This window comes from Paenibacillus sp. FSL H7-0326 (genome assembly GCF_001955535.1).
Classification (GTDB): domain Bacteria; phylum Bacillota; class Bacilli; order Paenibacillales; family Paenibacillaceae; genus Paenibacillus; species Paenibacillus shunpengii.
The window spans coordinates 335,339-359,375 of record NZ_MPVN01000004.1 but is presented as its reverse complement, the minus strand read 5'-3'; the positions used below and the strand labels follow the sequence as shown (position 1 = coordinate 359,375).

Genomic DNA, 24,037 nt, shown 5'->3' with positions numbered 1-24,037 from the left:
ATAGATAGCATGAACTTAAGTGAAAAAAGCTTAAGTTCATAATATCGATAGATAGCATGAACTTTTTCAGCTTATGATTAGGAGGCATTTCATATGGATTTACAAACTGGCAAACTCTATTGGCCTGCTACAGTGAGCAGTCCTCCCATCTATCCCCCGCTCACCGAAGATATTCAGTGCGATGCGCTCATTATCGGCGGGGGCAGTTCAGGCGCCCAGAGTGCGTATCAGCTTGCGAGGCAAGGCCTTCATGTCGTCGTGGTTGATAAACGAACGATTGGAGGCGGAAGCTCAAGCACCAATACGGCACTCATTCAGTATGCCGGTGACAAGATGCTTACAGAGCTGGCAGCAGATTTTGGTGAAGAGAAGGCTTCGGCTCATCTGAAGCTCTGCAGACAAGCCATTGACGACATTGAGCAAGCCTGCAGTCAGCTGCCGGATGCAGCTGATTTCGTTCGCAGAGACAGCCTGTACTACGCCTCATCGGAAGCTGATGTACCTGCACTTAAGCAGGAGCATGCTCTACTGAAAAAGCACGGATTCGATGTGTACTTATGGGATGAGAACCAGATTGCAGCGAAATACCCCTTCCGTAAATCCGGCGCCTTGTATTACAGAAACGATGCGGAAATGAATCCGCTGAAATATATTTACGGTTTGTTTGAAGAAGTCAGAGGGATGGGCGGCAAAGTTTACGGAGGAACCGAAATTACCGGCAAGAAGTTCAGTTCAGATGAGGCCGTCTTCTATACCAAGAGCGGACACCAGATTCGCACCAAGTATGTCATCATGGCAGCCGGTTACGAGCAGATGGAGCTGACGCCTAACGCCAATGCCACAATTACCAGCTCGTACGTTGTCATTACGAAGCCTGTTGCTGATCTAAGCAGCTGGTACAAGCGAACGCTTCTATGGGAAACGGCTCGTCCATACATGTATATGAGAACAACACCGGATGATCGAATTATTGTCGGCGGCATGGACCAGGAGACGCATCGATCCGTGAGCAGGGATGCGCACATTGAGTCCGGACGAGATCAACTGATGAAGAATCTGTCCGAGATGTTTCCTGAAATCAAGACCGAACCGGATTACGTGCTTGGTGCCTTCTTTGCCGGAACGCTTGACGGTCTTCCGATGATTGGCCGAAGTGATGAGTACCCGAACTGCTATCACATCATGGCTTATGGAGACAATGGGACGGTATACAATATGACCCTGTCCCGCATTGTCACCGACATGATAACGAAGGGCAGCAGTCCTCACCTCGACTTGTATCTGCGCTCGAAGCCGCCGCGTAAGCAAGCCCAGTAGTAATCAACCGAAAGTAAATAGACCGCCTGCAGCTGCTTGTCCAGTCAGCTGCAGGCGGTCTTTCTTTTGTGCCACACATGATCCCACCTTCGACGGAAGTTTTAGTGCATGATGTGGTTCTGCTCCTGATCTCTATTTTCATCAATGTAGTCCCATTTTTTAAGTTTAAGCATATATGACATTCGAATTAATGCCCGGACCAGCATTTGAATACTTCCCAGTATAAATAGACAGGTACCGATCAGCTTAACTTCCGGATAGAACAAGCAGAAGCTGCCGGCAAGAAACAAGAGTGATGTGGCAATTTCGCTAATCATATGCGCGATTTCATAACGATTGCGAATCTGAAGTCTTTTTCTAGATCGGGGTGATCTTCTACGATAGAAATGGAGACCTATCCTTCTTTTCTTAGCATGCTTCTTCTGGGAATGCTCCTGTTTATGTGAGCTGGGCTCCTTCGCCTCTTGATGGTTGTGATTCATGTACGATCCTCTCCTTCTCTGCTTTCCTTACCCGTAGGGGAGAGTTTCAAACGGATGAGCCGCTTCATAAATTTCACTACCTTGCATTATTCAGTACTGAGTGTTAATATTTACCTGTTCACTACTATATAATAAACAGTACTAATCTAAATTTAGTAATTATTTTTAAAATGATGGCCACAGAAAGGAGACCCGAATCTGGTTGAATGTGAATATCCAATTTAAAAAAGGCGCATTAGAGCTGTGCGTTCTTGTACTGATTCACCGTAAAGACCGTTATGGATATGAGCTGGCTCAAGCCGTATCCAGGCATATTGAGATTGCAGAAGGCGCCTTGTATCCCCTGCTTCGCCGATTAGTCGCAGATGGATACTGTACTACCTATCTGCGTGAATCTAACGAGGGGCCTCCGCGTAAGTATTATAGTTTAACGGATTCTGGACTTGCCTATATGCTGAATTTGGAGCTTGAATGGAATGTATTTGTGTCCAGTGTTACCAATCTACTGAAGGAAGGATATAGCGAATGAACAGACGTATGTTTATGACGGCTCTGGAACGCGAGCTTAGACTGCTTGACAAAGGTGAACGGATGGAGCTGTTAAGTGATTACGAGCAGCATTTTGAAATGGGCTTGGCTGAAGGCAAGACGGAAGAAGATATTTCTAGAGAGCTGGGTCATCCAAGAGAGCTGGCGCTGGAAGCCCTCGGTGATCGGTATGCTCCCCCAGCACGGGAGGCCGCTTCACCTAGGTTCAATTACAATAACGCCTATGGTACATCTAACAATGCAGATGTGCCATTCACAGCGAGTATGCCTTATATGACAGAATCGAGATCAAGCCACCGCGCTTTCGGCAGCTTTTTCTCTGCCATCGGCATGTTCTTTCTGAATCTTATCTTTGCCCTGCCGATCTTTGCAACCATATGGTCCGTGTGGCTGGCTATTGCCGTAACATCAGCCGCTGGCGTTCTGGCTCCATTCCTTGCCCTGGCCGACTTTATGTTCCAGGAGAAGCGTGTGATCTGGGCTGAAGCGTCCGTTAGTATCGCCATGCTTGGCATAGGTATCCTGCTCGGCATTTTCTCGCTGTGGGCCGCCAAGAAGCTCGGAATGCTCACACGGAGTTATGTAAGCTGGAATGTCAAAGTGGTGAAAGGAAGGAACCAATAATGAAGAACTGGTTGAGATTTGGCATAGCCTGCATTGCTGTCGGCGTTGTCGGCATGTCCATATTCGGTTTTGAATTTGGAGATGACCGGATTGCATACGAGAAAGAGCTCGCATTTCCGGAAGCAGGCATCCATTCACTTGTAATGCGGACCGATAGCAGTACGAATATTAAGTTTGTACCGACTGAGGAGGATCAAATTACCGTATTGTTCACAGGCAAATGGCATCAAGATGCCATAGATCGAATTGAACAGACCGCGCCGGAGGGCAGCACGCTTACAGTGGATACGACAGCGGAGGATTCCTTTCAATTCCTATCCTTTAATCTGGATTTCTCAGACAATCATATCGAGGTTCGGATGCCCTCCGACAAAACGCTAGATGAGCTTATTGTTGACAATATATCAAGCAGTAACGATATTACCGGAGTTAAGGCAAGGCATGTTGCTATTTCTTCAACCTCAGGCGATTTCAAGCTCGAAGATGTTCAAGCCAGTCAGCTGGCCGTAAGTCTCTCGTCAGGCAATCTGGATATGAAGAATGTCATGGCCAAGGACAGTGCAAGCTTCGAGATGATCTCTGGAGATATTGAGCTTGAGGACTTCAGTTCAAGTCAAATTGCAGTAAAGCTCCAGTCCGGTAGTATAGAGGCGGCGGCAATACAGGGTCAGCTGGAGGTCAAGTCCACTTCCGGGGATATTGAAATTGACGATCTGCACGGAGATGCCAGCATTGAAGTACAGTCCGGGAATGTGGAAGTCAGTCAATCGGTGATCGGCAACTTAGATATCCGGGCTGTATCCGGCGATGTGGAGGTTATAGCAGCACCTGATTTTGCCGGATTCTATGATGTTCAGGCCGTATCTGGAAGCATCCATGCTCCCGAATCACCAAGAACCGGAACAGAGCTGATTAAAGTGCGCACCACTTCCGGAGATATTCAAATCGAACAGCCGTAAGCTTCAATTAACTTGCATTGAGGCCCGGCAAAAAATCCATACTATATGAATCCACTTCATGAATCAATTCATGATAGCAAGGGAGAGATTAGGTATGGATTTGCAAAGCGGTAAATTATATTGGCCTACAACTGTTGTTCGCCCTCCTTCTTATTCCAGGCTGGAAGAGGATATATCCTGTGATGTACTTATTATTGGTGCAGGCAGCTCAGGCGCACAGTGTGCCAATATTCTAGCTGGACACGATCTATCTGTGGTCGTGGTTGATAAAAGAAAAGCAGGTGCAGGCAGTACCAGCACCAATACGGCACTGATACAGTATGCAGGCGTGAAGAGCTTCGTATCACTGAGCAACTCCTTCGGTGAAGAGATCGCCGCACGCCATCTCAAGCTGTGTGAGGCGTCCATTAACGATATTGAGCGGGTGTGCGCTCAGCTGCCATTCGATTCAGAGTTTATAAGACGAGACAGTCTGTATTATGCAAGCTTCAAGGAGGATGTCCCTGCCTTAGCGGAAGAACATGCCCTCCTTCAAAAGTACGGGTTTCAAGTTGATCTGTGGAATGAGAAGCATATTTCTGGACTCTACCCTTTTCAAAAGGACGCTGCGCTCTATTATCATAATGATGCCGAGATGAACCCTTTAAAGTTCGTTTACGGGCTTCTGGAGAACGTCAAATCTCAGGGAGGACGCATCTATGAAGAGACAGAAATTGTAGGCAAACGTTTTGAGCAGGATTACGCTGTCTTCTATACCAAGGAACGCCGCAAAATTCGTGCAAGGCACGTCATTATCGCTGCCGGATATGAGGATAAGGATTTCAAGACGGAGAAAAATGCCACTCTGACCAGCTCATATGCTGTCATAACCAAGCCGATTGACGATTTCACCAGCTGGTATAAACGTTCCTTGATCTGGGAAACCGCGCGTCCCTATGTATATATGCGTACAACTGCGGACAATCGGATTATTATCGGAGGTATGGATAAAGACACGACCTATGCGGCAACAAGGGACTCCAAAATCATGGCAAGCAAAGACAAGCTGATTCAGGAATTTAACAAGCTGTTCCCTGACATTAATGCAGAACCTGAATATTTTCTCGGAGCGTTCTACGGAGGCACGCATGATGGGCTGCCCATCATCGGTCAATACGAAGGTTATCCACACAGTTATGTCATTATGGCCTATGGAGATAACGGGACCGTATACAATGGGGTCTTAGCCAAAATTGTCTCTGACCAAATCGTTACAGGATCAAGCCCTGACCTCGATATCTATCTGCAGAACAGACCGTTAGCCGCCAACTAAGTCAGTGCTTTTTACAGTCCAATATATCATTAGTCAACATCAAAGGGAGACATGCATCATGGATCTGCAGAGCGGCAAATTATACTGGCCAACCACGGTCCGCAATCCTCCTGTTTATCCGTCTTTAGCAGAGGACATTCAGTGTGACGTTCTAGTGATCGGGGCGGGAATATCAGGATCTCTGTGTGCCTATCATCTTGCTGAGCGGGGGTTAAAGGTTGCTGTCGTAGACAAACGCAGGATCGGAGAAGGCAGCACAAGTGCCAATACCGCTGTTATCCAGCTATCAGGTGAGAAGAGCTTCGTGACACTGGCCAACCACTATGGTGAACACATCATCTCGCGGCATGTACACCTGTGCTGGGAGGCGCTGAATGAGCTTGAAGACATTTGTATGAAGCTGCCGATTCATGCACAGTTTGTTCGCAGAGACAGCCTGTATTACGCTTCCTCTACAGAAGACATTCCTTCCATTCATAAGGAGTATGACTTCCTGAGCAGGCTTGGACTTCCAGTCGAGTTGTGGAATAGGGAGCAGATCAGAGCTGTGTATCCTTTCGATAAACCGGCTGCCCTGTACAGCTACAACGAGGCAGAGCTGAACCCGCTCAAATTCGTGTATGGATTATTGGAGAGGGTGAAGTCTCTCGGCGGCTCCATTTACGGTGAAACAGAAATTACAGGAAGAAGAAAGGATATGAAGGAAGCTGTCTTTTATACGGCTGCTCCTCGCCGGCACCAGATCAAGGCCCAGCATGTCATTATCGCTGCAGGGAATGAGAACCGTGATTTCCAATCGGAGAAGAATGCCGATATGATCAGCTCCTACGCTGTAATCACCAAGCCAGTTCCTGACCTCTCCAGCTGGTATAAGCGCACATTAATCTGGGAAACCGCACGTCCTTATGTCTATATGCGGACAACACCGGACAATCGCGTCATCATTGGTGGAATGGACAAAGATACCACCATCCCTGAGGCCAGAGATACCAAAATCATGCGGAGCCGGGACAAATTGATGGAAGCCTTCCACAAGCTGTTTCCAGATATCCCGGCAGAGCCTGAATATTGGCTTGGCGGCTTCTTGAGCAAAACGCATGACGGTCTTCCCATGATTGGCCGGTATGAAGCGTATCCGCACTCTTATATGGTAATGGGCTATGGGGACACAGCCATACTATATAATGCCGTCTTATCCAGAGTATTGGCCGATGTCATTACAGAGGGCTCAAGTCCAGACCTCAGCATCTATCTGAACACCAGACCTCTTCATACGGATTAACTCCAAAATTCAAGCAGTAGGCAGCCATGGACGAAAGATAGAGTCCGTGGCTGCCCCCTGCTTTATTATTCCTTTAATGTTAGGTCGTTTCATTCACTGAAATCGATGATCGTGGGCATTACATTAATAAATAGTCGGCACCATACCCCCATCCATACGGATCGGCGAGCCTTTAAATGCAGAGGCATAAGGACTGCATATAAATGCAGCTAGTCTGCCAATTTCCAGCGGTCTGATAAATCGCTGAATCTCCGATTGGGGCAGATTTGACGCCATAAATTGTCTCTCCTTTTCCGAAAAAGACATCTTATCGTCAGCATAAATCCCCTCGATGATCTGCTGCACATTTTCGGAGAGTGTTGGTCCCGGCATAATCGTATTGACTGTTACTTCAGTGCCTATCGTTAATTTGGACAGACTTTTCGATAAGGACAGCAGCATCGATTTGGTCATGCAATACTGCGGCATCTGACCTGAAGGCATCACGGCCTCCTCACTCGCAATAAAGATCATGCGTCCAAAATTATTTTTCAGCATTTGAGGTAAATAAAATTTAGACAGGCCGTTGGCTGCAAGTACATTTGTACGGAAATATTTTTCCCAAGTTGCGTCATCCACGTCCTCATATTGCATAATTTCATAGATCCCCATATTGTTAACCAAAATATCCACATGTGGATATTTCTCAAACAGAGTCTCTCTTTGTTTCATATCTACCATATCGGCAGCCGCATTTTGAGGAGAAGTCGTTGGAAATTGCGACCGAATTTCGTTAACGGTTAGTTCTACCTCTTCGTAATTTCTTCCATTAATAAGTACATTCACGCCTTCTCTAGCAAGTTCAATAGCAATGGCCTTCCCTATACCTTTCGTTGAACCCGTGATCAAAGCCGTCTTGTTGTGTAATCCCATATCCATAATGCATTTCCCCTAAAATTGTGGTGACATAGACTCGCAAATCCATCTATGCGATAGGGATTATATTACCTTATGAAGTTAGTCATGCATCTAGCTCATGGCGTCAAGCTTCTTGCATTACACGCCAATAAATATCTTCTTCCCGCCATTTAAATATTCGGAGCGCCAATGAGAAGGGGTGTCCCCTTCCCATTGACGGAAAGCGCGATAAAATGAATTCTGGTCCTCGTATCCAACCAAGAACGCCACTTCTTTGATCTCGAGCGAGGGATCGGCCAAATATTCGATTGCCTGCTCATGTCTCGTTTGCGTTAATAGCACCTTATAACTCGTACCTTCGTCAGTAAGCCTCCGCTGAAGTGTTCGGTCGCTCATATGGAGCTCCTTCGCCACCGTCTGCATGTCGGGCCTGCCTCCCATAAGGCTCCGTTTCATCATCCACTTTACGGTGTCAGTAAGGGAGCGGCGGTGCAGCAGTTCCTCATCCAGCGTTCGATCCATCACCGGGGTCAGGATATCGAGCAGCTCTTCGTTATATGATGTAAAAGGAAGATCCAAGTCCCGTTGCCACAGCGTAATCCGGTTTCTGTCTCTACCTACCCGGACAGGACATCCGAAATAAGCTTCCAATGTCTGCACATTACCCATGGGCTGTACAAATTCAACGCAGCGTGCTGTCAATTCACGCCCTGTTCCCCGGCGCCCCAGCTCCAGAAGGTAGGCTAGCGTAATGCCAACCAATACCGATGGACCAGGCGCGTCCGTATGCTGCCACTGCAGCTCGACAATGCAGTCCTCGCCTGCCTCGGTAATACGCAAGCCCTCAGGAGGACACATTTGTTTGTACCTTGCCATGCGATATAGAGCATCTCGATAATTGCGGGCATGGTATGTCGCCAGCACAGACGGCGGATATTGTGCGGTTTCGAAGGCTTGGGCAAGTCCAATGATACTTTCGGCAGTATCCCCTGCTAGATCTGAATAAGCCTGCCATATTGCAAAGTACTCGCTAGTGGTGACTTTTGGCTCAGTGATGACCGTAAGCGGCAGTCCTGCTCTGCGAGCTACATCCAGAGGAGCAATTCCTAACGATTTAAGTCCGGACCAGAATCCCGATGGAAATTTAATATGCGCAGCAGTTTGTGATCTCATATACAAGCCTCCTTTTAACTACTGGTTTGGATATATACACATGTATTAATATGGGTTTGCAGTTTAAAACACACATCAGCATACTCTCAAGTCTATTCCTATGTCTACTTAAGCCTAATTCCCTCCCATCAGCTGAGCTAGCACTAATCCTTCTAAAAAAAGACACAAAATTGTCACTTATGAAGCAAGCTGCGTATCATATATCATAACCTTTATGTTGTTCTAAAAAAGGAAGGATGTATGGAATTGCCTAGTAATAAAAAAGAAGGAATGATCTTTGGACTGTTTATGTGTTTTGGAATGGTCCTGATCATGTCACTGTATAACACAGCTTTAGTCGGATTCTCCACATTTCATATCCAGACGTTTGCCATTCAATTTGTCATAACCTTTATTGTCGCGTTTCTCGCAGAGTCTGTCGTGGAACCCAAGGCGCGTAAATTGGCATTATCTCTGCCTTATGATAAATCGAAGCCCATGAACATCATTCTGTCCATTGCCGTGTGTATGGTCCCGATGATGGTGCTCATCATGTCTGTCTATGGCATGATTCTGAAATCCATGATGGTAGGAATCGAAGGTTCTATTTTCACAGCCTACCTCAAAACAGTCGGACTAAATATTATCGTTGCACTCCCTGCACAGCTGCTGATTGTGGGACCGATCTCACGGTTCTTGCTAACGAAGTTTGTTAAACCAGCACCTCAGCTTCAGCCGGAGTGAAGCGAATAAATAAGGAAGCAGGCTGCCCTCGGCAGCTTGCTTTTTTTAATACAAATAAAGAGGAGCACCCTCTCTTCTTCTCATGCCAGATTATACTAGACTCAGGTCCAGTATGATTCACTTTCTCAAGACCGATTACAGCTTATAACAAGTATGATAAGATTCTGGTTAGATAAAATTTAGAGGGAAGGAGTGTCTCGCCTTGAGTATTAAAAACAAAGCAAGTTTGTTTGCCCCCCTGCTCATTATCGTCGGTGTGTTCCTGCTGCTGAACTCAGGTAATCATCTCGGAACCGGCTCCATCTTCGCCTATTTCTGGCCGTCCTTTTTCATCATCCCGCTGGGCATCTTTTTTCACTGGCTATATTTCTCGCTGATCGGAAGAGGCATCGGGCTGCTTGTACCTGGAGGGATCTTGCTCGTCGCAGGACTGACCTGCCAAATTGCTATAGTAACCGACAGCTGGATCACGATGTGGCCAGGCTTTATTCTTGCAGTGGCAGCCGGGCTGTTTGAGCTGTATTGGTTTGGCGGCCGAAATAAATATTTGCTGATCCCTATCAACATTCTGACCGCCTTGTCCTTCATCTTCTTCATTGCATTCTCACTTGGCTCCATGCTGAATCAATTCTCTGTTGTCCAGCCCTTCATTGCCCTGATTCTCATCGTAGCTGGAGTATCGGTCCTGTTTCGCCGCAAAAAGAAGCCGCATTTCTATTGATGTCTGACAGATCTCTATCCGGCTATGACTACATATAACATCGGCAAGCCTCTCCCCGTTTTAGGGTGGAGGTTTTTTGCTTTACCAAGCTTGCAGTCACGCTGCGGGCTTTTTTTCTGCAGAAAACCGTCCTTTATCTGGTGTTTTTTCTTCTAACCATCCTGTTATTCCATATAATGAGGTTGGCACCTGATCCCTCTTTGGGGTAAAATTTATATTTGGTACTTCCTGCCTTAAATTTGAATTTTTATCAAGTAAACTTATAAACGAATTCATGATCAATTTGAGCTTGCTCAATCAGAAATGGTGGAAACAGAAAAACATGATGTACACAGACTGGCTATATTGGCTATTCGTACTCGCAGCAGTTGTCCTGTACTATATCAGCCCTCATCGGATTAGACCGCTTATTCTCATTGCGGCAGGGATTTCATTTTATTCCTATTATGCAGGCTCCTTTGTCCTACTGCTGCTCGCAGAGGCGATCATCGCCTTCCTGTTGATTCATAGATCGATTAAACATGGTAAACGCTGGATCTATCCTGCGGCCATTCTTCTAATCGTCATTATACTCGGGTATTTTAAGTACGGCAGCCGGCTTGGCAGCATGGTGAACAGCTTATTTGGATTTATAAATGAACCTTCGCTGCCTACCGTAGATGATCTCATACTGCCTCTTGGGATTTCTTATTTTACCTTTGAGCTGATTCATTATGTCATTGAGAAGAAACGTGGAAATCTGCCGCAGCATAAGCCTGTAGGCTTCCTGGCATTTCTCTTCTTCTTCCCGACGATGGTGGCTGGTCCAATCAAGCAGTTTCAGCAGTTCTACCCTCAGCTGACCGCCGCTTTTCAATGGAAGAATGTTCGAATCGGCGTCCTGCGTATCGGGATTGGATTATTCAAAAAGCTGGTGCTCGCCGCCTCCCTTGACATTCTTGCTCAGCCTGTTTATTCGCCGGAAGGAATAAGCGGCGCGGACACATGGACATTATGGGTATCGCTGATCGCTTACACCTTTGTTATCTATTTTGATTTCTCGGGCTACTCTGATATTGCAATCGGGACGGCACGTTTATTCGGCATCGTTATACCAGAGAATTTCCGCAATCCCTATCTGGCCCGCAGCATTGCCGAGTTCTGGAACCGCTGGCATATCTCGCTGGGCTCCTGGCTTACTCGTTACGTCTATTTTCCACTCGGGGGAAGCCGTGTATCCAAAGCACGGATTTATGTAAACCTGATGTGCACGATGACCGTGTCCGGAATGTGGCATGGAGCAGCCTGGCACTTTGTAGTATGGGGGATGTTTCATGGCATCATGCTCTGTATTCATCGATTCTTTATTAAGGAAATTAAGCCCCTTATGAGGCCCGTACCGGTCTGGCTTAAACCCGGAACGACACTGCTTGCCATTGGAATTACTTTTTTTGGCGTTACCCTGAGCCGGGTGTTCTTCGTGCTGCCCGTATCGGATGGAATGGATTTAATGCTAAGACTATTCGGTCTTGGCTCCTGAGAGTGAGGATGTAAGATCATGTTAAACAAGCTTCCTATCAAAAAACTGGCCCTGGCGATGCTGGCTCTCGCTGTCCTTGGTTTATGCGCCATAACCTTATGGGCCGGCAATGCTGTGGAAGAATCAGAGCAAGCGATCGTAACCTACGCTGAAAAAGAGCTAAGGGTGCCTGCTTATGATTCTATTGTATATACACCGCTGTGGATTGAGCATCTACAGGCGCAGCCGGATGACCATAAGCCATGGGTCGGACTGTTCGGAGCTTCCACCGTGTACGGAACCACCGTAAGAGACAGCAGTAACACGACCTCCGGCGTGATGCAGGTTCACCTGAACGACAAGCGTGTGCTGAACCTCGGATTAACGGGGGCTCGGCTGGCCGAAACGTATGCCATCCTCGCCTCTGTCATCGATGAGCTGGATTATGTAATCTATGAGATCAATTACGGCATACTTCCACTGACAGATAATGATCCAGAAGTAACGGTATACCCTTCATTGCTCAGCAAGCTGGATCAGAATATTCCGAAATCGTGGCTGCGTCATTCTCCTGTCAAGAACGAGGAGTCCGTACCTAACGCCGTCCACGATTTCATGACAACCGAAATATTAAGCCATTGGCCGCTGTATCATGACCGCGATGTTTTAACTTATCGCCTGCTATCTACACGTACTTCACTTGAGAAGCTGCGCAGGGAGGTAGCTGCGGAACGGAATGAAAGACAAGGCATCGTAACACCTTACACACCACCGTATACACCTTATGAGCAGCTTACGGCAGAGCAGCAGGCGGGCATCGTCAATCATTTTACCAATCTATATACATGGAGCAAGCCATTTCATGCAGAGAGCAGCTTCGGACTGACCCTAATGAACAAGACCCTCGATTTGCTGGACAAGCATGGCAAGCAGGCTGTCTTCTATACGGCTCCACTAGACAAGGATCTGATTACACGGCACAACATGCTGAATTGGACAGACTATTTTACGGTTATGGGGGCCTACCAGGAGCTCATTGAATCCCGCGGCTATCCCTTCATTGAATTCAATGCGGGAGGAAGTAACCTGATACCACATGAGTTCTATCACGACTCTTCCCACATGGTAGATGAAGGAAGTCGAATCTTCGGGGAAATCTTATACGAAAGGCTGTTGCCATATGGAATTACAGCGCAGTAAAGTGCGGACAGAGCCCAATATCTTGGATCTCATTCCCCGCGCAGCTCGAATCGCAGCTTATGGATTGATATCCATTGCGGGTGCACTTGTAATTATCGCCGTCGTGCTGGGGATCATTTTCTTCTCTGGAGAATCCACGGAATTTATTTATATGAATTTTTAACGACAACGACAAAGGTCTGACCCTGTACAATGCAGTGGTCAGACCTTTTACATGTTGATAACCTTTAATAGGAGATATCCACCTATAAGACCTAATAGATACTCACAAATTCATCCACAGGCTTTCTATATCCCCGCGGTCTTATTTTCTCCTCATCCGCTTTGCCGAGCGTAATCATCATAACGGGAATAAGGTCCTCCGGGATATCTAGCAGTGATACCAGCTGCTCATCATCGTAACCGATCATCGGACAGGTATCCCATCCCATATCCTTCGCAATCAGCATGAGCTGCATCGCTGACAGGCTCGCATTACGAATCGCCTCATCCCGCTGGAAGGAAGGCCCTCTCGTCTCATACATCTCGATCACACTGCTTGTCTCCAAGTCGTATTCTGTTTGTGTCATCATGCCAAGTGCGAGCATTCCTTCGTACAGTTGTTTCACCTGCTGATAAGCCTTGGTATCCCCGAGCACGATAATGACTGCGGAGGCGGTCAAGGTCTTATATTGGCCGGATGCTTCATAGGCCTTCTGCTTGTCCTCCGCACTCTGAAGTACCAGATAATTCGCATGCTGCAAGTTAAACGCCGAAGGAGCAAATTTATTAAGCGAGAACAGCTTCTCAAGCTCCTGTTTGCTAATCACTGCTCCTTCCTTAAACTTCATAGCGGAACGCCTTTCTTTAATTACCGTCTGCAGCTCTCCCATTGTGTTAACCCTACTTTCTTAAATTATGATTCATATGTATCCACAAGCTTGTACTTCATTGAATCAATTTCATAAATCATTAACCAGGTGGATTTGAAGCTATATACCCTTGTTTGAAGCAGCTCAAAGTATTATGAAATTAATCCTATTATATATTATTTAGTAAGTGAAAATAAGTATGTATAATAGATTACTCTTGATGGATAAGAAATTTGATAGATAGCCATTGATCAAAATAGCAGCTTAAATTTGCCATATACAATAAATGCATAATTATTCAGTTGTTAAAGAGAGAAAAAGACCTGTTATCCACATGTGGATAACAGGTCTTCGTATTCAAGCTTATTTCGGATGCATTTTGAACTCCAGGAATAAATCATTGTAATGGGACAGCATTCGTCTGCCCAGGTTATCATAGACCTCCAGCTTCCCGGTAAGCTCCTCATCAGGATAGAACCGCTCATCTCCAGAGATATCCTCAGGCAGCAGCTCAAGCGCTGCCGCATTTGGCGTTGAATAACCGACGTACTCAGCATTTCTTGCCCCATTCTCGGGATCCAGAATGAAGTTGATAAACTGATGTGCTCCCTCTATGTTGCTCGCCGTCTTCGGGATCACCATGTTATCAAACCACAGGTTGGACCCTTCTTCCGGAACAACATAGTCGAGCTTCTCATTCTCGCTCATGATTTCGGATGCGTCACCGGACCAGACGAGACCCACCGCGGCCTCCTCGCCGGCGATGAGCATCTTGATCTCATCCCCTACGATAGCCTTGACGTTGGGAGTAAGGGTGGACAGCTTCGCGAGTGCTTCCTGCAGATGGTCTTCATAGGTATCATTCAGTGAATAATGCAAGCTGTTGAGCCCCATCCCGATGACCTCTCTTGCCCCATCCAGAAGCAGGATCTGATTCCTCAGACTCGGATCCCATAGATCGTCCCAGCTCTTGAAGGTGAGATCTGTCAGCTCCGGATTGAACACAATGCCCACCGTCCCCCAGAAATAAGGAATAGAGTATTCATTCCCGGGATCAAAGGACAAATCCATAAATCGTTCATCGATATACTTCAGATTCGGTATTTGAGAATGATCCAGCGGAAGCAGAAGATCATCTTCCTTCATTTTGCTGATGGCATATTCAGAGGGTATCGCGATATCATACGTCGTACCTCCCTGCTGAATCTTCGTCATCATCGCCTCATTGGAATCAAACGTTTGATAGATAACCTTAAGTCCGCTCTCTTCTTCAAACTCCGTAATCAGCTCAGGATCGATGTAATCGCCCCAGTTATAGATCGTAAGGGTATTGCCGCCGGAGTAGCCTTCACTGGAGTTGAGAACCGATGTAAGGTACATCAGCAGAAACGCAACGATCAGCACCACACTGAACGTCTGTACCAGCTGCTTCATGGTCTCAGCCCCTTTCCTTGAAGCTTGGCCTGCCGGGTGTTAATGAAGTAATAGCCAATAACAAGCACAATGGTAAGCAGGAATAACAGTGTCGACAATGCATTGATGGAGAGGGATACCCCCTGCCTTGCACGTGAGTAGATCTCAACTGAGAGTGTTGAGAAGCCATTGCCTGTAACAAAGAACGTCACAGCGAAGTCATCCAGTGAGTAAGTCAAAGCCATAAAGAATCCGGCAAAAATCCCCGGTTTAACAAACGGCAGAATGACTCTTGTCAGTACATGCCAGCCAGAGGCACCTAAATCTCTCGCTGCGTCAATTAGCGTTGGGCTCATCTCCTGCAGCTTAGGAAGCACCATCAAGACAACAATTGGCACGCTGAACGCAATGTGGGACAGCAGCACTGAGCTGAACCCGAGCTGAATGCCCAGCATTGTAAAGAAGATCAGGAAGGAGGCACCGATAATAACATCCGGGCTCACGATAAGCACGTTATTAAGTGAGAGCAAGGTATTCTTGCTGCGCTTGCGCCGAACCTGATAAATCGCAAGTGCACCGGCAATACCCAATATGGTGGATACTACCGCGGATAGCAGGGCGATGACAAACGTATTCAGTACAATAATCAGCAGCCTTGTGTCTGCAAACACTTCTTCATACCATTCGAGTGTGAAGCCTTCAAAGTTCTGCATCGTTCCACCACTGTTGAAGGAGTAGAAGATCAGATAGAAGATCGGCAGGTACAGTATGGCGAAGATAATAAACAGATACAGATTAGAGAGCTTACTATTTCTTCCCATGAGGCACACCCCGCTTTCCTTGACCGCTGATGAACATAATTGCGATCATAATAATGATCAGGAAGACGGCAATGGTGGCTCCCATTCCCCAGTCCTGTGTCACGAGAAAATGCTGTTCGATGGCTGTACCCAGCGTGATCACACGGTTACCTGCAATCAGTCTTGTAATCATGAACAGTGATAACGCGGGAATAAAGACAGCCTGTATACCAGCCTTCACACCACTTAAGGTCAGCGGAAAGATCACCCGCTGGAACGTGGTAAAAGGCGATGCCCCCAGATCTCTTGCTGCGTAGATGAGAGATGGATTAAGCTCCTCTATTGCGTTAAAGATCGGCAGAATCATAAATGGAATAAAGATATATACCGAGACAAAAATAAAGCTGAAATCCGTAAACAGAATTTGCTGTGTTCCAATTCCAATCGTCTCAAGCAGCGCATTGGTGAACCCATACGTTCCAAACAGCCCGATGAACGCATACGCCTTCAGCAGCAGGTTGATCCAGCTCGGCAGAATGACCAGCAGAAGCCACAGCTGCTTATGCTTCGTCCGAGTCAGCAGATAGGCGGTCGGATAAGCAATCAGTAGCGAGAAGATCGTAATGAGCAGCGCATACCAGAACGAGCTCAGTGTCATTTTTAAATAAACCGGTGTAAAAAACTTGGCATAATTCTCAAATGTGAACTGTCCTTCAACATTAAAGAAGGAGTAGTACAGGATCAGCAAAATCGGGGCAACGACGAACAGCACGATCCATAGCATATAAGGGATCAGGTAGAAGTTGCGGGTTCCCATGCTACGATTCATGGCTTACTCCTTGTCCTTGAATTCCTTCGGACAGATCGCCATAGGATTCAAGACGCTTGTCGAATTCCTCCTCTGTCTCGCCAAAACGCATGACGTGGATTGCCTCCGGGTCGAAATAGAGCCCGATGGTCTCTCCAACAACAGCGCGCTTCGTAGAGTGCACGAGCCACTCGTTCCCTGCATCATCATAGCTGGAAATTTCATAGTGGACTCCGCGGAACAGCTGAGAATCTACGCGTACCTGGAGCTTACCATGGTCGGCCGTCGTAATCTCGAGATCCTCTGGACGAATGACGATCTCAACCGGCTCGTCCTTCTTAAGTCCTTTGTCCACACATTCAAATATCTTGCCTGCAAACTCGACCCGATAGTCCTCCTTCATCTTTCCAGCCACAATGTTGGACTCTCCAATGAAATCAGCGACAAATCGGTTAATCGGCTCATCATAAATATCGATCGGTGTACCGCTCTGCTGAATGACACCTTCGTTCAGAACGAAGATCTCATCGGACATGGCAAGTGCTTCTTCCTGATCATGCGTAACAAAAATAAAGGTAATGCCCAGCCGCTGCTGCAGCTCACGCAGCTCATACTGCATCTCGGTACGAAGCTTCAGATCAAGCGCTGACAACGGCTCGTCCAAGAGGATGATCTCCGGCTGATTGACAATGGCACGGGCAATCGCCACACGCTGCCGCTGACCGCCGGACATTTCTGTAATTTCCCGGTTCTCGTAGCCTGCAAGGTTGACGAAGCGAAGCGCTTCGCTGACCTTCTCCTTGATCTGAGCATTTTTCATCTTCTTGATTCGAAGACCGAACGCTACGTTCTCATACACATTCAGATGAGGGAAGAGTGCGTAATCCTGAAACACCGTGTTAACCTGACGTTCATGCGCCGGGACCCGGTTAATAATGCTGCCGTTAAAATAAATATTTCCTTCCGACGGCTCGGTAAATCCGGCAATGAGTCGAAGAATCGTCGTCTTTCCGCAGCCAGAGGGTCCAAGCAGGGTGTAGAATTTACCTCTCTCAATTTCAAAGCTGACCGATTTAAGGATCGGATCGTCGCTATCATATTGTTTTGTGACGTTCTCGAAACGGATGATAGACTCCTGATTTGTCATGTAATAAAAAACCTCCTTTTTTGAGGGGATGTGCCTTGCGCCTTCGAGTTCATTTTGCATATGTCATTATATCCGTTCGGGCACACATCGAAACCATTATATATAATCCACCCCAATGCGCAACCTCTTTTTTTGACCAATCGTGAAAATTTTTCAGAAAAAAGCAGAAAAAAGCACCTCCATGGACTTAAATCTCCACGAGATGCTCTAACCCAAGTACAAGACACAGGCGTGAAATTGAATGTAATTGATGGTTACAAGATCCGTTTACCAAATAACGACCCGATCAGATCCACCGCCAGCTTCGAGGTCCGATTATTCCGATCCAGCCGTGGATTCACCTCTACAAAATCGCAGGAAGTAATGATCCCGGCTTCATACAGCAGCTCCATGGCAAAATGACCCTCTCTATAGGATAATCCGCCTTGGACCGGCGTACCTGTTCCCGGTGCCTCTGTCGGGTCTATGCTGTCGATGTCGAAGCTGAGGTGGACACCATCAGTTCCGCTGCTAGTGATATCCACTGCCTCATCGATCACCTTCTGTATGCCGAGCTTATCAATCTCATGCATTGTATAGCAATGAATTCCCAGCTCCTTAATCAGCTCCTTCTCACCGGGATCCAGCTCTCTGGCCGCGATCAGCACCGTCTTGGAAGGATCAATGTCTGCGGCGCCTTCACAGATGTGAGACAGCTTCAGCGCAGCCCTGCCCAATCCGACAGCTAAGGGTATGCCATGCATATTCCTTGATGGCGTCGTCTCCTCCGTGTTGAGATCAGAATGGGCATCCATCCAGATGACACCGAGACTCCCTCCATCCGCCGTCAGCCCGGCAAGTGAGCCCATTGCAATACTGTGATCCCCGCCGAGAATGAATGGAAAATGTCCTTCGTCTCTTTTCAATTTAACCTCACTGGCTAATGCCGTACATATGGACAACACCTTAGAAGCATTTTTCAAAGGTACACTCACTGCCTTATCGCTCTTATCGCTCCATTGATCCTTTAATAAAATACGGGAAGGCTCATCAAGCACATACCCAAGCTCCTTCCATTGCTCTATCAGACCCCATCGCAGAAGACGCTCAGGGCCTAGCTCACTGCCCATTCGGCCCGCACCGTAACCAAAGGGCACTTTAATCAGAGAAATCAGCTGGCTTTTGTCCATTCCTTGCCCCTCCCTCGTGTAAGGTGATTCGAGAGCTTACCACTATATCTATTCCGAAACAGGCCGATGAATGACATGCTTCCTTCGCACCCTACGATGAGCACACAAAAAACCGCCAGGAATAAACCTGACGGTTCAAATGAATGATGAGAATGAGCCCGTTCTAGTGAAAAGGGCATTTTACTGAAGAAACAGTCTCTTGCCGTTGTGTTGTATCGTCTGCCACTTCCCGATCTGCAGGATAAGGGGCCTGTTGATAGAAGAAATTCGGCTTAAGCGTCGTGTTGTCATAGGATTTATGGAAGATATGCGTTGTCGCTGGCGAGACTGGCGGGATAAGCCAGACCCAGTCACCTGTAACATGCCGTCCTGCATTTGCTTCCCGTTCTTCAAACCTCGCAAATTGATTCGCTGCCGTATGATGATCTACTATGCTGACTCCAGCTTCTCTATACGAATACAGCACCGCCAGATTCAGCTCGACAAGAGCCTTGTCCCTCCAGAGTGTTCGTTCAGAGGAGGTATCCAGCCCCATTAGCTTCGCTACCTGTGGCAGCATGTCATAACGGAACGTATCTGCCAGATTTCGTGCACCGATCTCTGTTCCCATATACCAGCCGTTAAACGGAGCTGCCGGGTAATGAATGCCTCCTATCTCCAGCCGCATATCCGAAATCATGGGAACCGCATACCATTTCATGCCGAGTTCTGCGATCGCAGAATATTCCGGATGACTGATCGGCACTTCCAGCACCAGCTCCTTCGGAATCGGGAAGAGCTTCGGCATCTCACCATGGATCTCGATGATCAGCGGGAGCACATCATGGGCAGTTCCTTCTCCTTCCCAGCCGAGACGCTGCGCCTCTTGGGTCAGCTGCACCGAAGCAGGATCGCCGATTATACCTTGCTCTGTCTCGTAGCCAGCATATCGAATAAGCTGGTGATTCCATATTCTAATCGGAGCCTCCCCAGCTGCATTCATCGGCTTGAAGGCGGTGAGCATAGGAATCACCTTGCCTCCGTTTGTTGCCTGTCGGATGTGGGAAAATAACAGCTCAGCCACTTCTTCGGCCGTGGTGGCATCACGTGCATCCACAAGGCGAAGCGACTCCCAGAACAGCCGACCAATACAGCGGTTGCTGTTGCGCCAAGCCAGCTTGATTCCATACTCCAGCTCCTGTGTCGTATGCTCATAGGTGCCTGTTATTTCGATATCCTCTCGAATACGAATAAGCCGGGTCTCTGCCGTATCACGGCTCAGACCCAGCTCTTCATAGCTTGTATATATAAAAGCTTCCGCTTCTTTAATAAGTGCAGTCTTGTTCGTCATCCGACCTGCCGACCTCTCGTTCTACCGTCATCTTACCATCTAACACTTCAATGGCAAGCGTGACTTTTGAATTAGTTCCATTATACCCATCTGGTATCCATGAAACTACAAGAGCAAGAGGAAGTTCATCAGTTGGACACTTTCATGTGTCTATTTATTGAGCAGGATCCTGCTTATTTACCCAAGAAAGCGTTCAGCATCCAAACTTGCTTTTGCAGGGATGCCTGCATGCCGATCAGCATATCTGCGGTCACTTGGTCATCAAGATTCTCCGCTGCTTCCTGCGCTTCTGCCATGGCTTCGACCATTGTAGTATAGTCTTCTACGATCGCTTGAACCATTTGTTCCGCGCTCAAGCCTTGTGCTGCTTCTTCAACAGGAGAAAGGCTCAAGTGCTCAGAGATCGTAGCTGCTGGACGTCCGCCAATGGCCAGCAGTCTCTCAGCTACAACATCAAGGTTCTCTGCTGCTTCGTTATAGAACTCTTCGAATTTCTCATGCAGTTTGAAGAAATGAGGTCCTTTGACATACCAGTGGAAATTGTGAAGCTTCGTATAGAGCACGGACCAGCCAGCAATTTGGCGGTTCAGGGAGCTGTGCAGAAATTGCTCATCTTTCACTTGGTTCGCTTGGTTTGTTTGAGTTGTTGTCATATTCGTTATCTCCTTTAAATTAGAATTTAATTTACTAAGTAAGTTATTTCATTGCTAATTTTTTATTGCGATGTTCGTGATCACTTTATATTTCAATTTAGACTTAATCTAAATCCTGATATCATTATAACATGTTCTCTAGAAAAAGGAAGTGTTTATTGAAAATAATTTATGTAAATCAATTTCATAATAACTTTAGCTGCTTCAATCAAGAGTATATATAGTTTCAATTCTACCTTTTTAATGATATATGAAATTGATTCGTGTAATTTTAGAATTTTTTTTCTTGTTGCGCTGCCGCTATACTAAAAACATCGGACGCTCCCGCTCTACTCTTTAGCGAAAGCCCCGATGTTTATACATATCTGCCATTTCAGTTTCATTCTATTAGTACAGCTGTTTCTTCAGCATATTTCCGAGCTGCTCATAGTTATCAGCAATAAAATGCGGCTTATGCTCTGACTCGGGTTCTGCTCTCCGGTGATTGAACCATAGTACCGTCCAGCCTGCAGCAATCGCACCGACGACGTCATTTCTCCATGAATCGCCTACATAATAACAGTTCTCGGGCAACGTTCCTGTAACGTTGTTCACATGCTGGAACAGCCGCGCATCCGGCTTCGCATACCCTACTCCGCCTGAGACGAAGAACAGCTGCTGATCCACATACCTTTCCATTTGAAGTGCCTTGATCTTCGCCAGCTGATGCTCTTCTGGCCCATTCGTAATTAGACCCACCCGAATTCCATGGTTCTTTAATTGCTGAATCAGCTTAACAGCTCCCGGAAATGGCTTAATCTGAAACTGCATATCGAGATACGCCGCTTGCGCTGCCTCTGCCTGCTCCTCGTTGATGAATTCTCCAAATTCGGCCAGGGCGAGCATAAACCGGCGTCTGCGCATGTCTGCCATATCCTCTGGTGTAGGGACGGCGGATAGGTTCTTTTCCGCGGATAACAGGTCGCTGTAGTACCTGAATCGGTGGTAGATCTCCTCGTACGGCAGTGTCTCCGGCAAATGAAGCCTCTGTATTAAAGCCTCTCGCAGTGGAGTAAGATGATCATACAAAGTATCATCCACATCAAAAAATACAGCTTTGGCTGCTGGGCTTGCTTCTGCTGCGGTGCAGATGTGTTCCATCTGAGCTTGTCCCTCCAGATCCATATTTTTTACTAGTTTATCTTAACAGAGGTGATTTTGTTTGTTGAAGTCTAAATTAAGTTAAGATCAGAATAGAAAAAGGGAGCCGTGCTCCTACACACGACTCCCTGCACAACATACCGCTGTAAGAGCGGTCGGCAGTGGGCGCAAGTTCAAGAAATAGACCGTGATCCTCACTCACAAAGGGCGGTCTATTTCTTTTTGTCTCGGTTCACTATAGCAACGATCAGCGCTTAAACGATTAGAGAAACAATCTTACCCTCGTTTACATCAATTAGTCCGTGATCCGTAATTTTTAACGCTGGGCTGACGGCGAGTGAATGCGTGCTGAGCGACATAATCGGATTATAGTGCACATACCCGAGCGACAGCATCGCTTCACGCAGCTCCTTCACCTGATGTGCCACAATATGAAGCGGCTCCTCCGTCAGGATTCCACCTACCGGAAGCTCCACATGAGACAGGATTTCTCCATTCTCTACCACACAGAAACCGCCTTGGCTATCGATTACCGTGTTCGCAGCGAGCAGCATGTCCTCCGGGTTGGCTCCGACGATCAGCAGATTGTGATTGTCATGGGAATACGTCGTCGCGATGGCTCCGCGCTTGATCGTATCGCCTCCAATGAGTCCAAATGCATGATTTCCGTTCTTCTCGTAGCGCTCGAACGTAGAAATCAGACCATAGCCTGTATCTTCCCACTGCAGCACGCCGTCTTGAACAGTCACATCGACATGCGCTTCCTGAGTGAAGGTCGAACCATTCTTAACCATCATGGCCCGTGCTTGATGAGGACCATCCGGTACATCCACCTTCACTGTCAGGTCTTCCAGGCTTAGAGGCGCAAGCTTCACACTGCTGTAAAAATGAGCAGGGAACGCCCCGGTCTCACTCTTCTGCACATCATTCTCGTACAGATCGAATACTTTCTTGCCGCTTTTGTATACCTGCCTCACATCAAACTGATACAGATCAGATACAAGGATAAAATCGGCAATCTTGCCTGGTGAGATACTCCCCCGATCATCCATCTTCATCCGCTTCGCAGGCGTATAGGTCGCCGCAAAAATGGCATCCTCCGGCTTCATCCCCATCCGAATCGCCTTGCGCACGATATGATCGAGATGTCCTTTTTCCACGAAGGAATCTGGCATCACATCATCTGTGACAAAGCAGAAATGAGAGGATACCGGATGATGAATTACATAATCCATCACTTCCTGGGTCATCGACTTCTCTTGCAGCTCAATGAACATCCCTGCGGCAATACGGGCTTTCATCCCTTCAATACTCTGGTGTGTATGGTCAGAATCTACACCCGCATAGATCATACGATGCAGATCAAGTCCCATCAGCTTCGGTGTATGGCCTTCGATGACGAGCTTGGGATAGTTCTTCTTCATATGCTTCAGAATACGGTTTGTCTTGCTGTCCGGCTTGTTAATGACATCAACATAGTTCATGATTTCGCCAAGGCAAATAATCTCGCCTGTTGCCATCAGCTTGTCCATGTCCTCGATCTCAATGCTGCCGCCTGTTGTTTCCATCGGTGTAGCCGGAACCGAGCTCGGAATCGCATAGAACATATCGACCGCGCATTCCTTGCTCGCTTCCATCATCTCCTGCACACCCTCAATGCCGAATACATTTGCCATCTCATGCGGCTCAGGTACAATCGTCGTGACCCCGCAGCGCAGCAGTCCGTAGGAGAACGTCGCTGGTGTCACCATCGTGCTCTCGATGTGAAGATGGATATCAATCAGTCCAGGAATCATGTAATGGCCGCGGCCATCCACAATTTCGCTAGCTGTGAACATTTTTTCCCCGCGCGGTCCGATATATAAGAACCGTCCGTCGCATACAGCCACACTGCCCTCTTCAAACACTTTATAGTAACTATTGTAAATTTTTACATTCAAGATTAATTGATCTATTCTCACGTCAGGAACCCCTTTTACAATCACCCTC

The 24,037-nt window shown here is 47.2% G+C and carries 24 protein-coding genes; 11 read left to right on the top strand and 13 right to left on the bottom strand.

Annotation, left to right across the window (positions count from 1 at the left end; all coding sequences use genetic code 11):
* Positions 1-93: 93 nt before the first annotated feature.
* A complete protein-coding gene (locus BK126_RS20550) occupies positions 94-1,317 on the top strand; it encodes an NAD(P)/FAD-dependent oxidoreductase (protein WP_076314414.1) in 1,224 nt (407 codons plus the stop codon).
* Between the two features lie 101 nt (positions 1,318-1,418).
* On the opposite strand, the gene BK126_RS20545 is transcribed toward BK126_RS20550, so the two are convergent.
* A complete protein-coding gene (locus BK126_RS20545; protein WP_083656012.1) occupies positions 1,419-1,799 on the bottom strand; it encodes a YrhK family protein in 381 nt (126 codons plus the stop codon).
* A 202-nt stretch (positions 1,800-2,001) separates the two neighbouring features.
* On the opposite strand from BK126_RS20545, the gene BK126_RS20540 reads away from it, so the two are divergent.
* From BK126_RS20540 to BK126_RS20520, 5 genes are all read left to right on the top strand, one after another.
* Positions 2,002-2,328 (top strand): PadR family transcriptional regulator, encoded by a 327-nt coding sequence (locus BK126_RS20540; protein ID WP_047911339.1) that lies wholly within the window; start codon positions 2,002-2,004, stop codon positions 2,326-2,328.
* On the top strand, positions 2,325-2,972 hold the full coding sequence (locus tag BK126_RS20535; protein ID WP_076314413.1) for a DUF1700 domain-containing protein: 648 nt from the start codon (positions 2,325-2,327) through the stop codon (positions 2,970-2,972). The genes BK126_RS20540 and BK126_RS20535 overlap by 4 nt, the downstream gene beginning before the upstream one ends.
* Positions 2,972-3,931 carry a DUF4097 family beta strand repeat-containing protein gene (locus BK126_RS20530; protein WP_076314412.1) on the top strand — a complete coding sequence of 320 codons (960 nt, stop codon included), beginning with the start codon at positions 2,972-2,974 and terminating at the stop codon, positions 3,929-3,931. The genes BK126_RS20535 and BK126_RS20530 overlap by 1 nt, the downstream gene beginning before the upstream one ends.
* 94 nt (positions 3,932-4,025) lie before the next feature.
* Positions 4,026-5,243, top strand: coding sequence for an NAD(P)/FAD-dependent oxidoreductase (locus BK126_RS20525; protein WP_076314411.1), 1,218 nt, complete (start codon positions 4,026-4,028; stop codon positions 5,241-5,243).
* Positions 5,244-5,301: 58 nt separating this feature from the next.
* Entirely contained in the window at positions 5,302-6,525 is a 1,224-nt protein-coding gene (locus tag BK126_RS20520) for an NAD(P)/FAD-dependent oxidoreductase (RefSeq protein WP_076314410.1), read from the top strand.
* Between the two features lie 123 nt (positions 6,526-6,648).
* Here BK126_RS20520 and BK126_RS20515 read toward each other — a convergent pair whose 3' ends face one another.
* Positions 6,649-7,443, bottom strand: coding sequence for an SDR family NAD(P)-dependent oxidoreductase (locus tag BK126_RS20515; RefSeq protein WP_076314409.1), 795 nt, complete (start codon positions 7,441-7,443; stop codon positions 6,649-6,651).
* Between the two features lie 117 nt (positions 7,444-7,560).
* Positions 7,561-8,595, bottom strand: coding sequence for a helix-turn-helix domain-containing protein (locus BK126_RS20510; protein ID WP_076314408.1), 1,035 nt, complete (start codon positions 8,593-8,595; stop codon positions 7,561-7,563).
* A gap of 240 nt (positions 8,596-8,835) precedes the next feature.
* Between BK126_RS20510 and BK126_RS20505 the strand changes: the two genes are divergently transcribed.
* The 5 genes from BK126_RS20505 (at position 8,836) to BK126_RS20485 (ending at position 12,900) form a co-directional block, all read left to right on the top strand.
* Complete coding sequence (locus BK126_RS20505; protein ID WP_256702959.1) at positions 8,836-9,318, top strand: DUF2798 domain-containing protein; 483 nt, start codon at positions 8,836-8,838, stop codon at positions 9,316-9,318.
* 202 nt (positions 9,319-9,520) lie between these two features.
* Positions 9,521-10,039 (top strand): hypothetical protein, encoded by a 519-nt coding sequence (locus tag BK126_RS20500; protein ID WP_177178720.1) that lies wholly within the window; start codon positions 9,521-9,523, stop codon positions 10,037-10,039.
* A 322-nt stretch (positions 10,040-10,361) separates the two neighbouring features.
* A complete protein-coding gene (locus BK126_RS20495) occupies positions 10,362-11,558 on the top strand; it encodes an MBOAT family O-acyltransferase (RefSeq protein WP_076314407.1) in 1,197 nt (398 codons plus the stop codon).
* A gap of 18 nt (positions 11,559-11,576) precedes the next feature.
* Complete coding sequence (locus tag BK126_RS20490; protein ID WP_076314406.1) at positions 11,577-12,737, top strand: hypothetical protein; 1,161 nt, start codon at positions 11,577-11,579, stop codon at positions 12,735-12,737.
* Entirely contained in the window at positions 12,718-12,900 is a 183-nt protein-coding gene (locus BK126_RS20485) for a hypothetical protein (RefSeq protein WP_076314405.1), read from the top strand. The genes BK126_RS20490 and BK126_RS20485 overlap by 20 nt, the downstream gene beginning before the upstream one ends.
* Positions 12,901-12,991: 91 nt before the next feature.
* Here BK126_RS20485 and BK126_RS20480 read toward each other — a convergent pair whose 3' ends face one another.
* The 10 genes from BK126_RS20480 to BK126_RS20435 form a co-directional block, all read right to left on the bottom strand.
* The gene (locus BK126_RS20480; RefSeq protein ID WP_076314404.1) at positions 12,992-13,609 is read right to left on the bottom strand and encodes a nitroreductase family protein; all 618 of its coding nucleotides are present in this window, start codon (positions 13,607-13,609) and stop codon (positions 12,992-12,994) included.
* Between the two features lie 342 nt (positions 13,610-13,951).
* Positions 13,952-15,022, bottom strand: a complete 1,071-nt coding sequence (locus tag BK126_RS20475; protein ID WP_076314403.1) for an ABC transporter substrate-binding protein — start codon at positions 15,020-15,022, stop codon at positions 13,952-13,954.
* The gene (locus tag BK126_RS20470) at positions 15,019-15,822 is read right to left on the bottom strand and encodes an ABC transporter permease (RefSeq protein ID WP_076314402.1); all 804 of its coding nucleotides are present in this window, start codon (positions 15,820-15,822) and stop codon (positions 15,019-15,021) included. Before BK126_RS20470 ends, BK126_RS20475 begins: the two co-directional genes overlap by 4 nt.
* Complete coding sequence (locus tag BK126_RS20465; protein WP_076314401.1) at positions 15,809-16,630, bottom strand: ABC transporter permease; 822 nt, start codon at positions 16,628-16,630, stop codon at positions 15,809-15,811. Before BK126_RS20465 ends, BK126_RS20470 begins: the two co-directional genes overlap by 14 nt.
* Complete coding sequence (locus BK126_RS20460; RefSeq protein ID WP_076314400.1) at positions 16,620-17,756, bottom strand: ABC transporter ATP-binding protein; 1,137 nt, start codon at positions 17,754-17,756, stop codon at positions 16,620-16,622. The genes BK126_RS20465 and BK126_RS20460 overlap by 11 nt, the downstream gene beginning before the upstream one ends.
* 254 nt (positions 17,757-18,010) lie before the next feature.
* Entirely contained in the window at positions 18,011-18,925 is a 915-nt protein-coding gene (rocF, locus tag BK126_RS20455) for an arginase (RefSeq protein WP_076314399.1), read from the bottom strand.
* A 163-nt stretch (positions 18,926-19,088) separates the two neighbouring features.
* Entirely contained in the window at positions 19,089-20,255 is a 1,167-nt protein-coding gene (locus BK126_RS20450) for a nitric oxide synthase oxygenase (protein WP_076314398.1), read from the bottom strand.
* A 173-nt stretch (positions 20,256-20,428) separates the two neighbouring features.
* Positions 20,429-20,908 carry a Dps family protein gene (locus tag BK126_RS20445; protein ID WP_076314397.1) on the bottom strand — a complete coding sequence of 160 codons (480 nt, stop codon included), beginning with the start codon at positions 20,906-20,908 and terminating at the stop codon, positions 20,429-20,431.
* Between the two features lie 387 nt (positions 20,909-21,295).
* The gene (locus BK126_RS20440; protein ID WP_076314396.1) at positions 21,296-22,048 is read right to left on the bottom strand and encodes an HAD family hydrolase; all 753 of its coding nucleotides are present in this window, start codon (positions 22,046-22,048) and stop codon (positions 21,296-21,298) included.
* 254 nt (positions 22,049-22,302) lie between these two features.
* Entirely contained in the window at positions 22,303-24,009 is a 1,707-nt protein-coding gene (locus tag BK126_RS20435) for an adenine deaminase (RefSeq protein ID WP_076314599.1), read from the bottom strand.
* Positions 24,010-24,037: the final 28 nt, after the last annotated feature.

What these genes read in the sequence shown, in the direction of transcription:
- BK126_RS20550 (WP_076314414.1), top strand. Translation starts at nt 94, where the DNA reads ATGGATTTACAAACTGGCAAACTCTATTGGCCTGCTACAGTGAGCAGT.
- BK126_RS20545 (WP_083656012.1), bottom strand. Translation starts at nt 1,799, where the DNA reads ATGAATCACAACCATCAAGAGGCGAAGGAGCCCAGCTCACATAAACAG.
- BK126_RS20535 (WP_076314413.1), top strand. Translation starts at nt 2,325, where the DNA reads ATGAACAGACGTATGTTTATGACGGCTCTGGAACGCGAGCTTAGACTG.
- BK126_RS20530 (WP_076314412.1), top strand. Translation starts at nt 2,972, where the DNA reads ATGAAGAACTGGTTGAGATTTGGCATAGCCTGCATTGCTGTCGGCGTT.
- BK126_RS20525 (WP_076314411.1), top strand. Translation starts at nt 4,026, where the DNA reads ATGGATTTGCAAAGCGGTAAATTATATTGGCCTACAACTGTTGTTCGC.
- BK126_RS20520 (WP_076314410.1), top strand. Translation starts at nt 5,302, where the DNA reads ATGGATCTGCAGAGCGGCAAATTATACTGGCCAACCACGGTCCGCAAT.
- BK126_RS20515 (WP_076314409.1), bottom strand. Translation starts at nt 7,443, where the DNA reads ATGGATATGGGATTACACAACAAGACGGCTTTGATCACGGGTTCAACG.
- BK126_RS20510 (WP_076314408.1), bottom strand. Translation starts at nt 8,595, where the DNA reads ATGAGATCACAAACTGCTGCGCATATTAAATTTCCATCGGGATTCTGG.
- BK126_RS20505 (WP_256702959.1), top strand. Translation starts at nt 8,836, where the DNA reads ATGGAATTGCCTAGTAATAAAAAAGAAGGAATGATCTTTGGACTGTTT.
- BK126_RS20495 (WP_076314407.1), top strand. Translation starts at nt 10,362, where the DNA reads ATGATGTACACAGACTGGCTATATTGGCTATTCGTACTCGCAGCAGTT.
- BK126_RS20490 (WP_076314406.1), top strand. Translation starts at nt 11,577, where the DNA reads ATGTTAAACAAGCTTCCTATCAAAAAACTGGCCCTGGCGATGCTGGCT.
- BK126_RS20485 (WP_076314405.1), top strand. Translation starts at nt 12,718, where the DNA reads ATGGAATTACAGCGCAGTAAAGTGCGGACAGAGCCCAATATCTTGGAT.
- BK126_RS20480 (WP_076314404.1), bottom strand. Translation starts at nt 13,609, where the DNA reads ATGGGAGAGCTGCAGACGGTAATTAAAGAAAGGCGTTCCGCTATGAAG.
- BK126_RS20475 (WP_076314403.1), bottom strand. Translation starts at nt 15,022, where the DNA reads ATGAAGCAGCTGGTACAGACGTTCAGTGTGGTGCTGATCGTTGCGTTT.
- BK126_RS20470 (WP_076314402.1), bottom strand. Translation starts at nt 15,822, where the DNA reads ATGGGAAGAAATAGTAAGCTCTCTAATCTGTATCTGTTTATTATCTTC.
- BK126_RS20465 (WP_076314401.1), bottom strand. Translation starts at nt 16,630, where the DNA reads ATGAATCGTAGCATGGGAACCCGCAACTTCTACCTGATCCCTTATATG.
- BK126_RS20460 (WP_076314400.1), bottom strand. Translation starts at nt 17,756, where the DNA reads ATGACAAATCAGGAGTCTATCATCCGTTTCGAGAACGTCACAAAACAA.
- rocF (WP_076314399.1), bottom strand. Translation starts at nt 18,925, where the DNA reads ATGGACAAAAGCCAGCTGATTTCTCTGATTAAAGTGCCCTTTGGTTAC.
- BK126_RS20450 (WP_076314398.1), bottom strand. Translation starts at nt 20,255, where the DNA reads ATGACGAACAAGACTGCACTTATTAAAGAAGCGGAAGCTTTTATATAT.
- BK126_RS20445 (WP_076314397.1), bottom strand. Translation starts at nt 20,908, where the DNA reads ATGACAACAACTCAAACAAACCAAGCGAACCAAGTGAAAGATGAGCAA.
- BK126_RS20440 (WP_076314396.1), bottom strand. Translation starts at nt 22,048, where the DNA reads ATGGAACACATCTGCACCGCAGCAGAAGCAAGCCCAGCAGCCAAAGCT.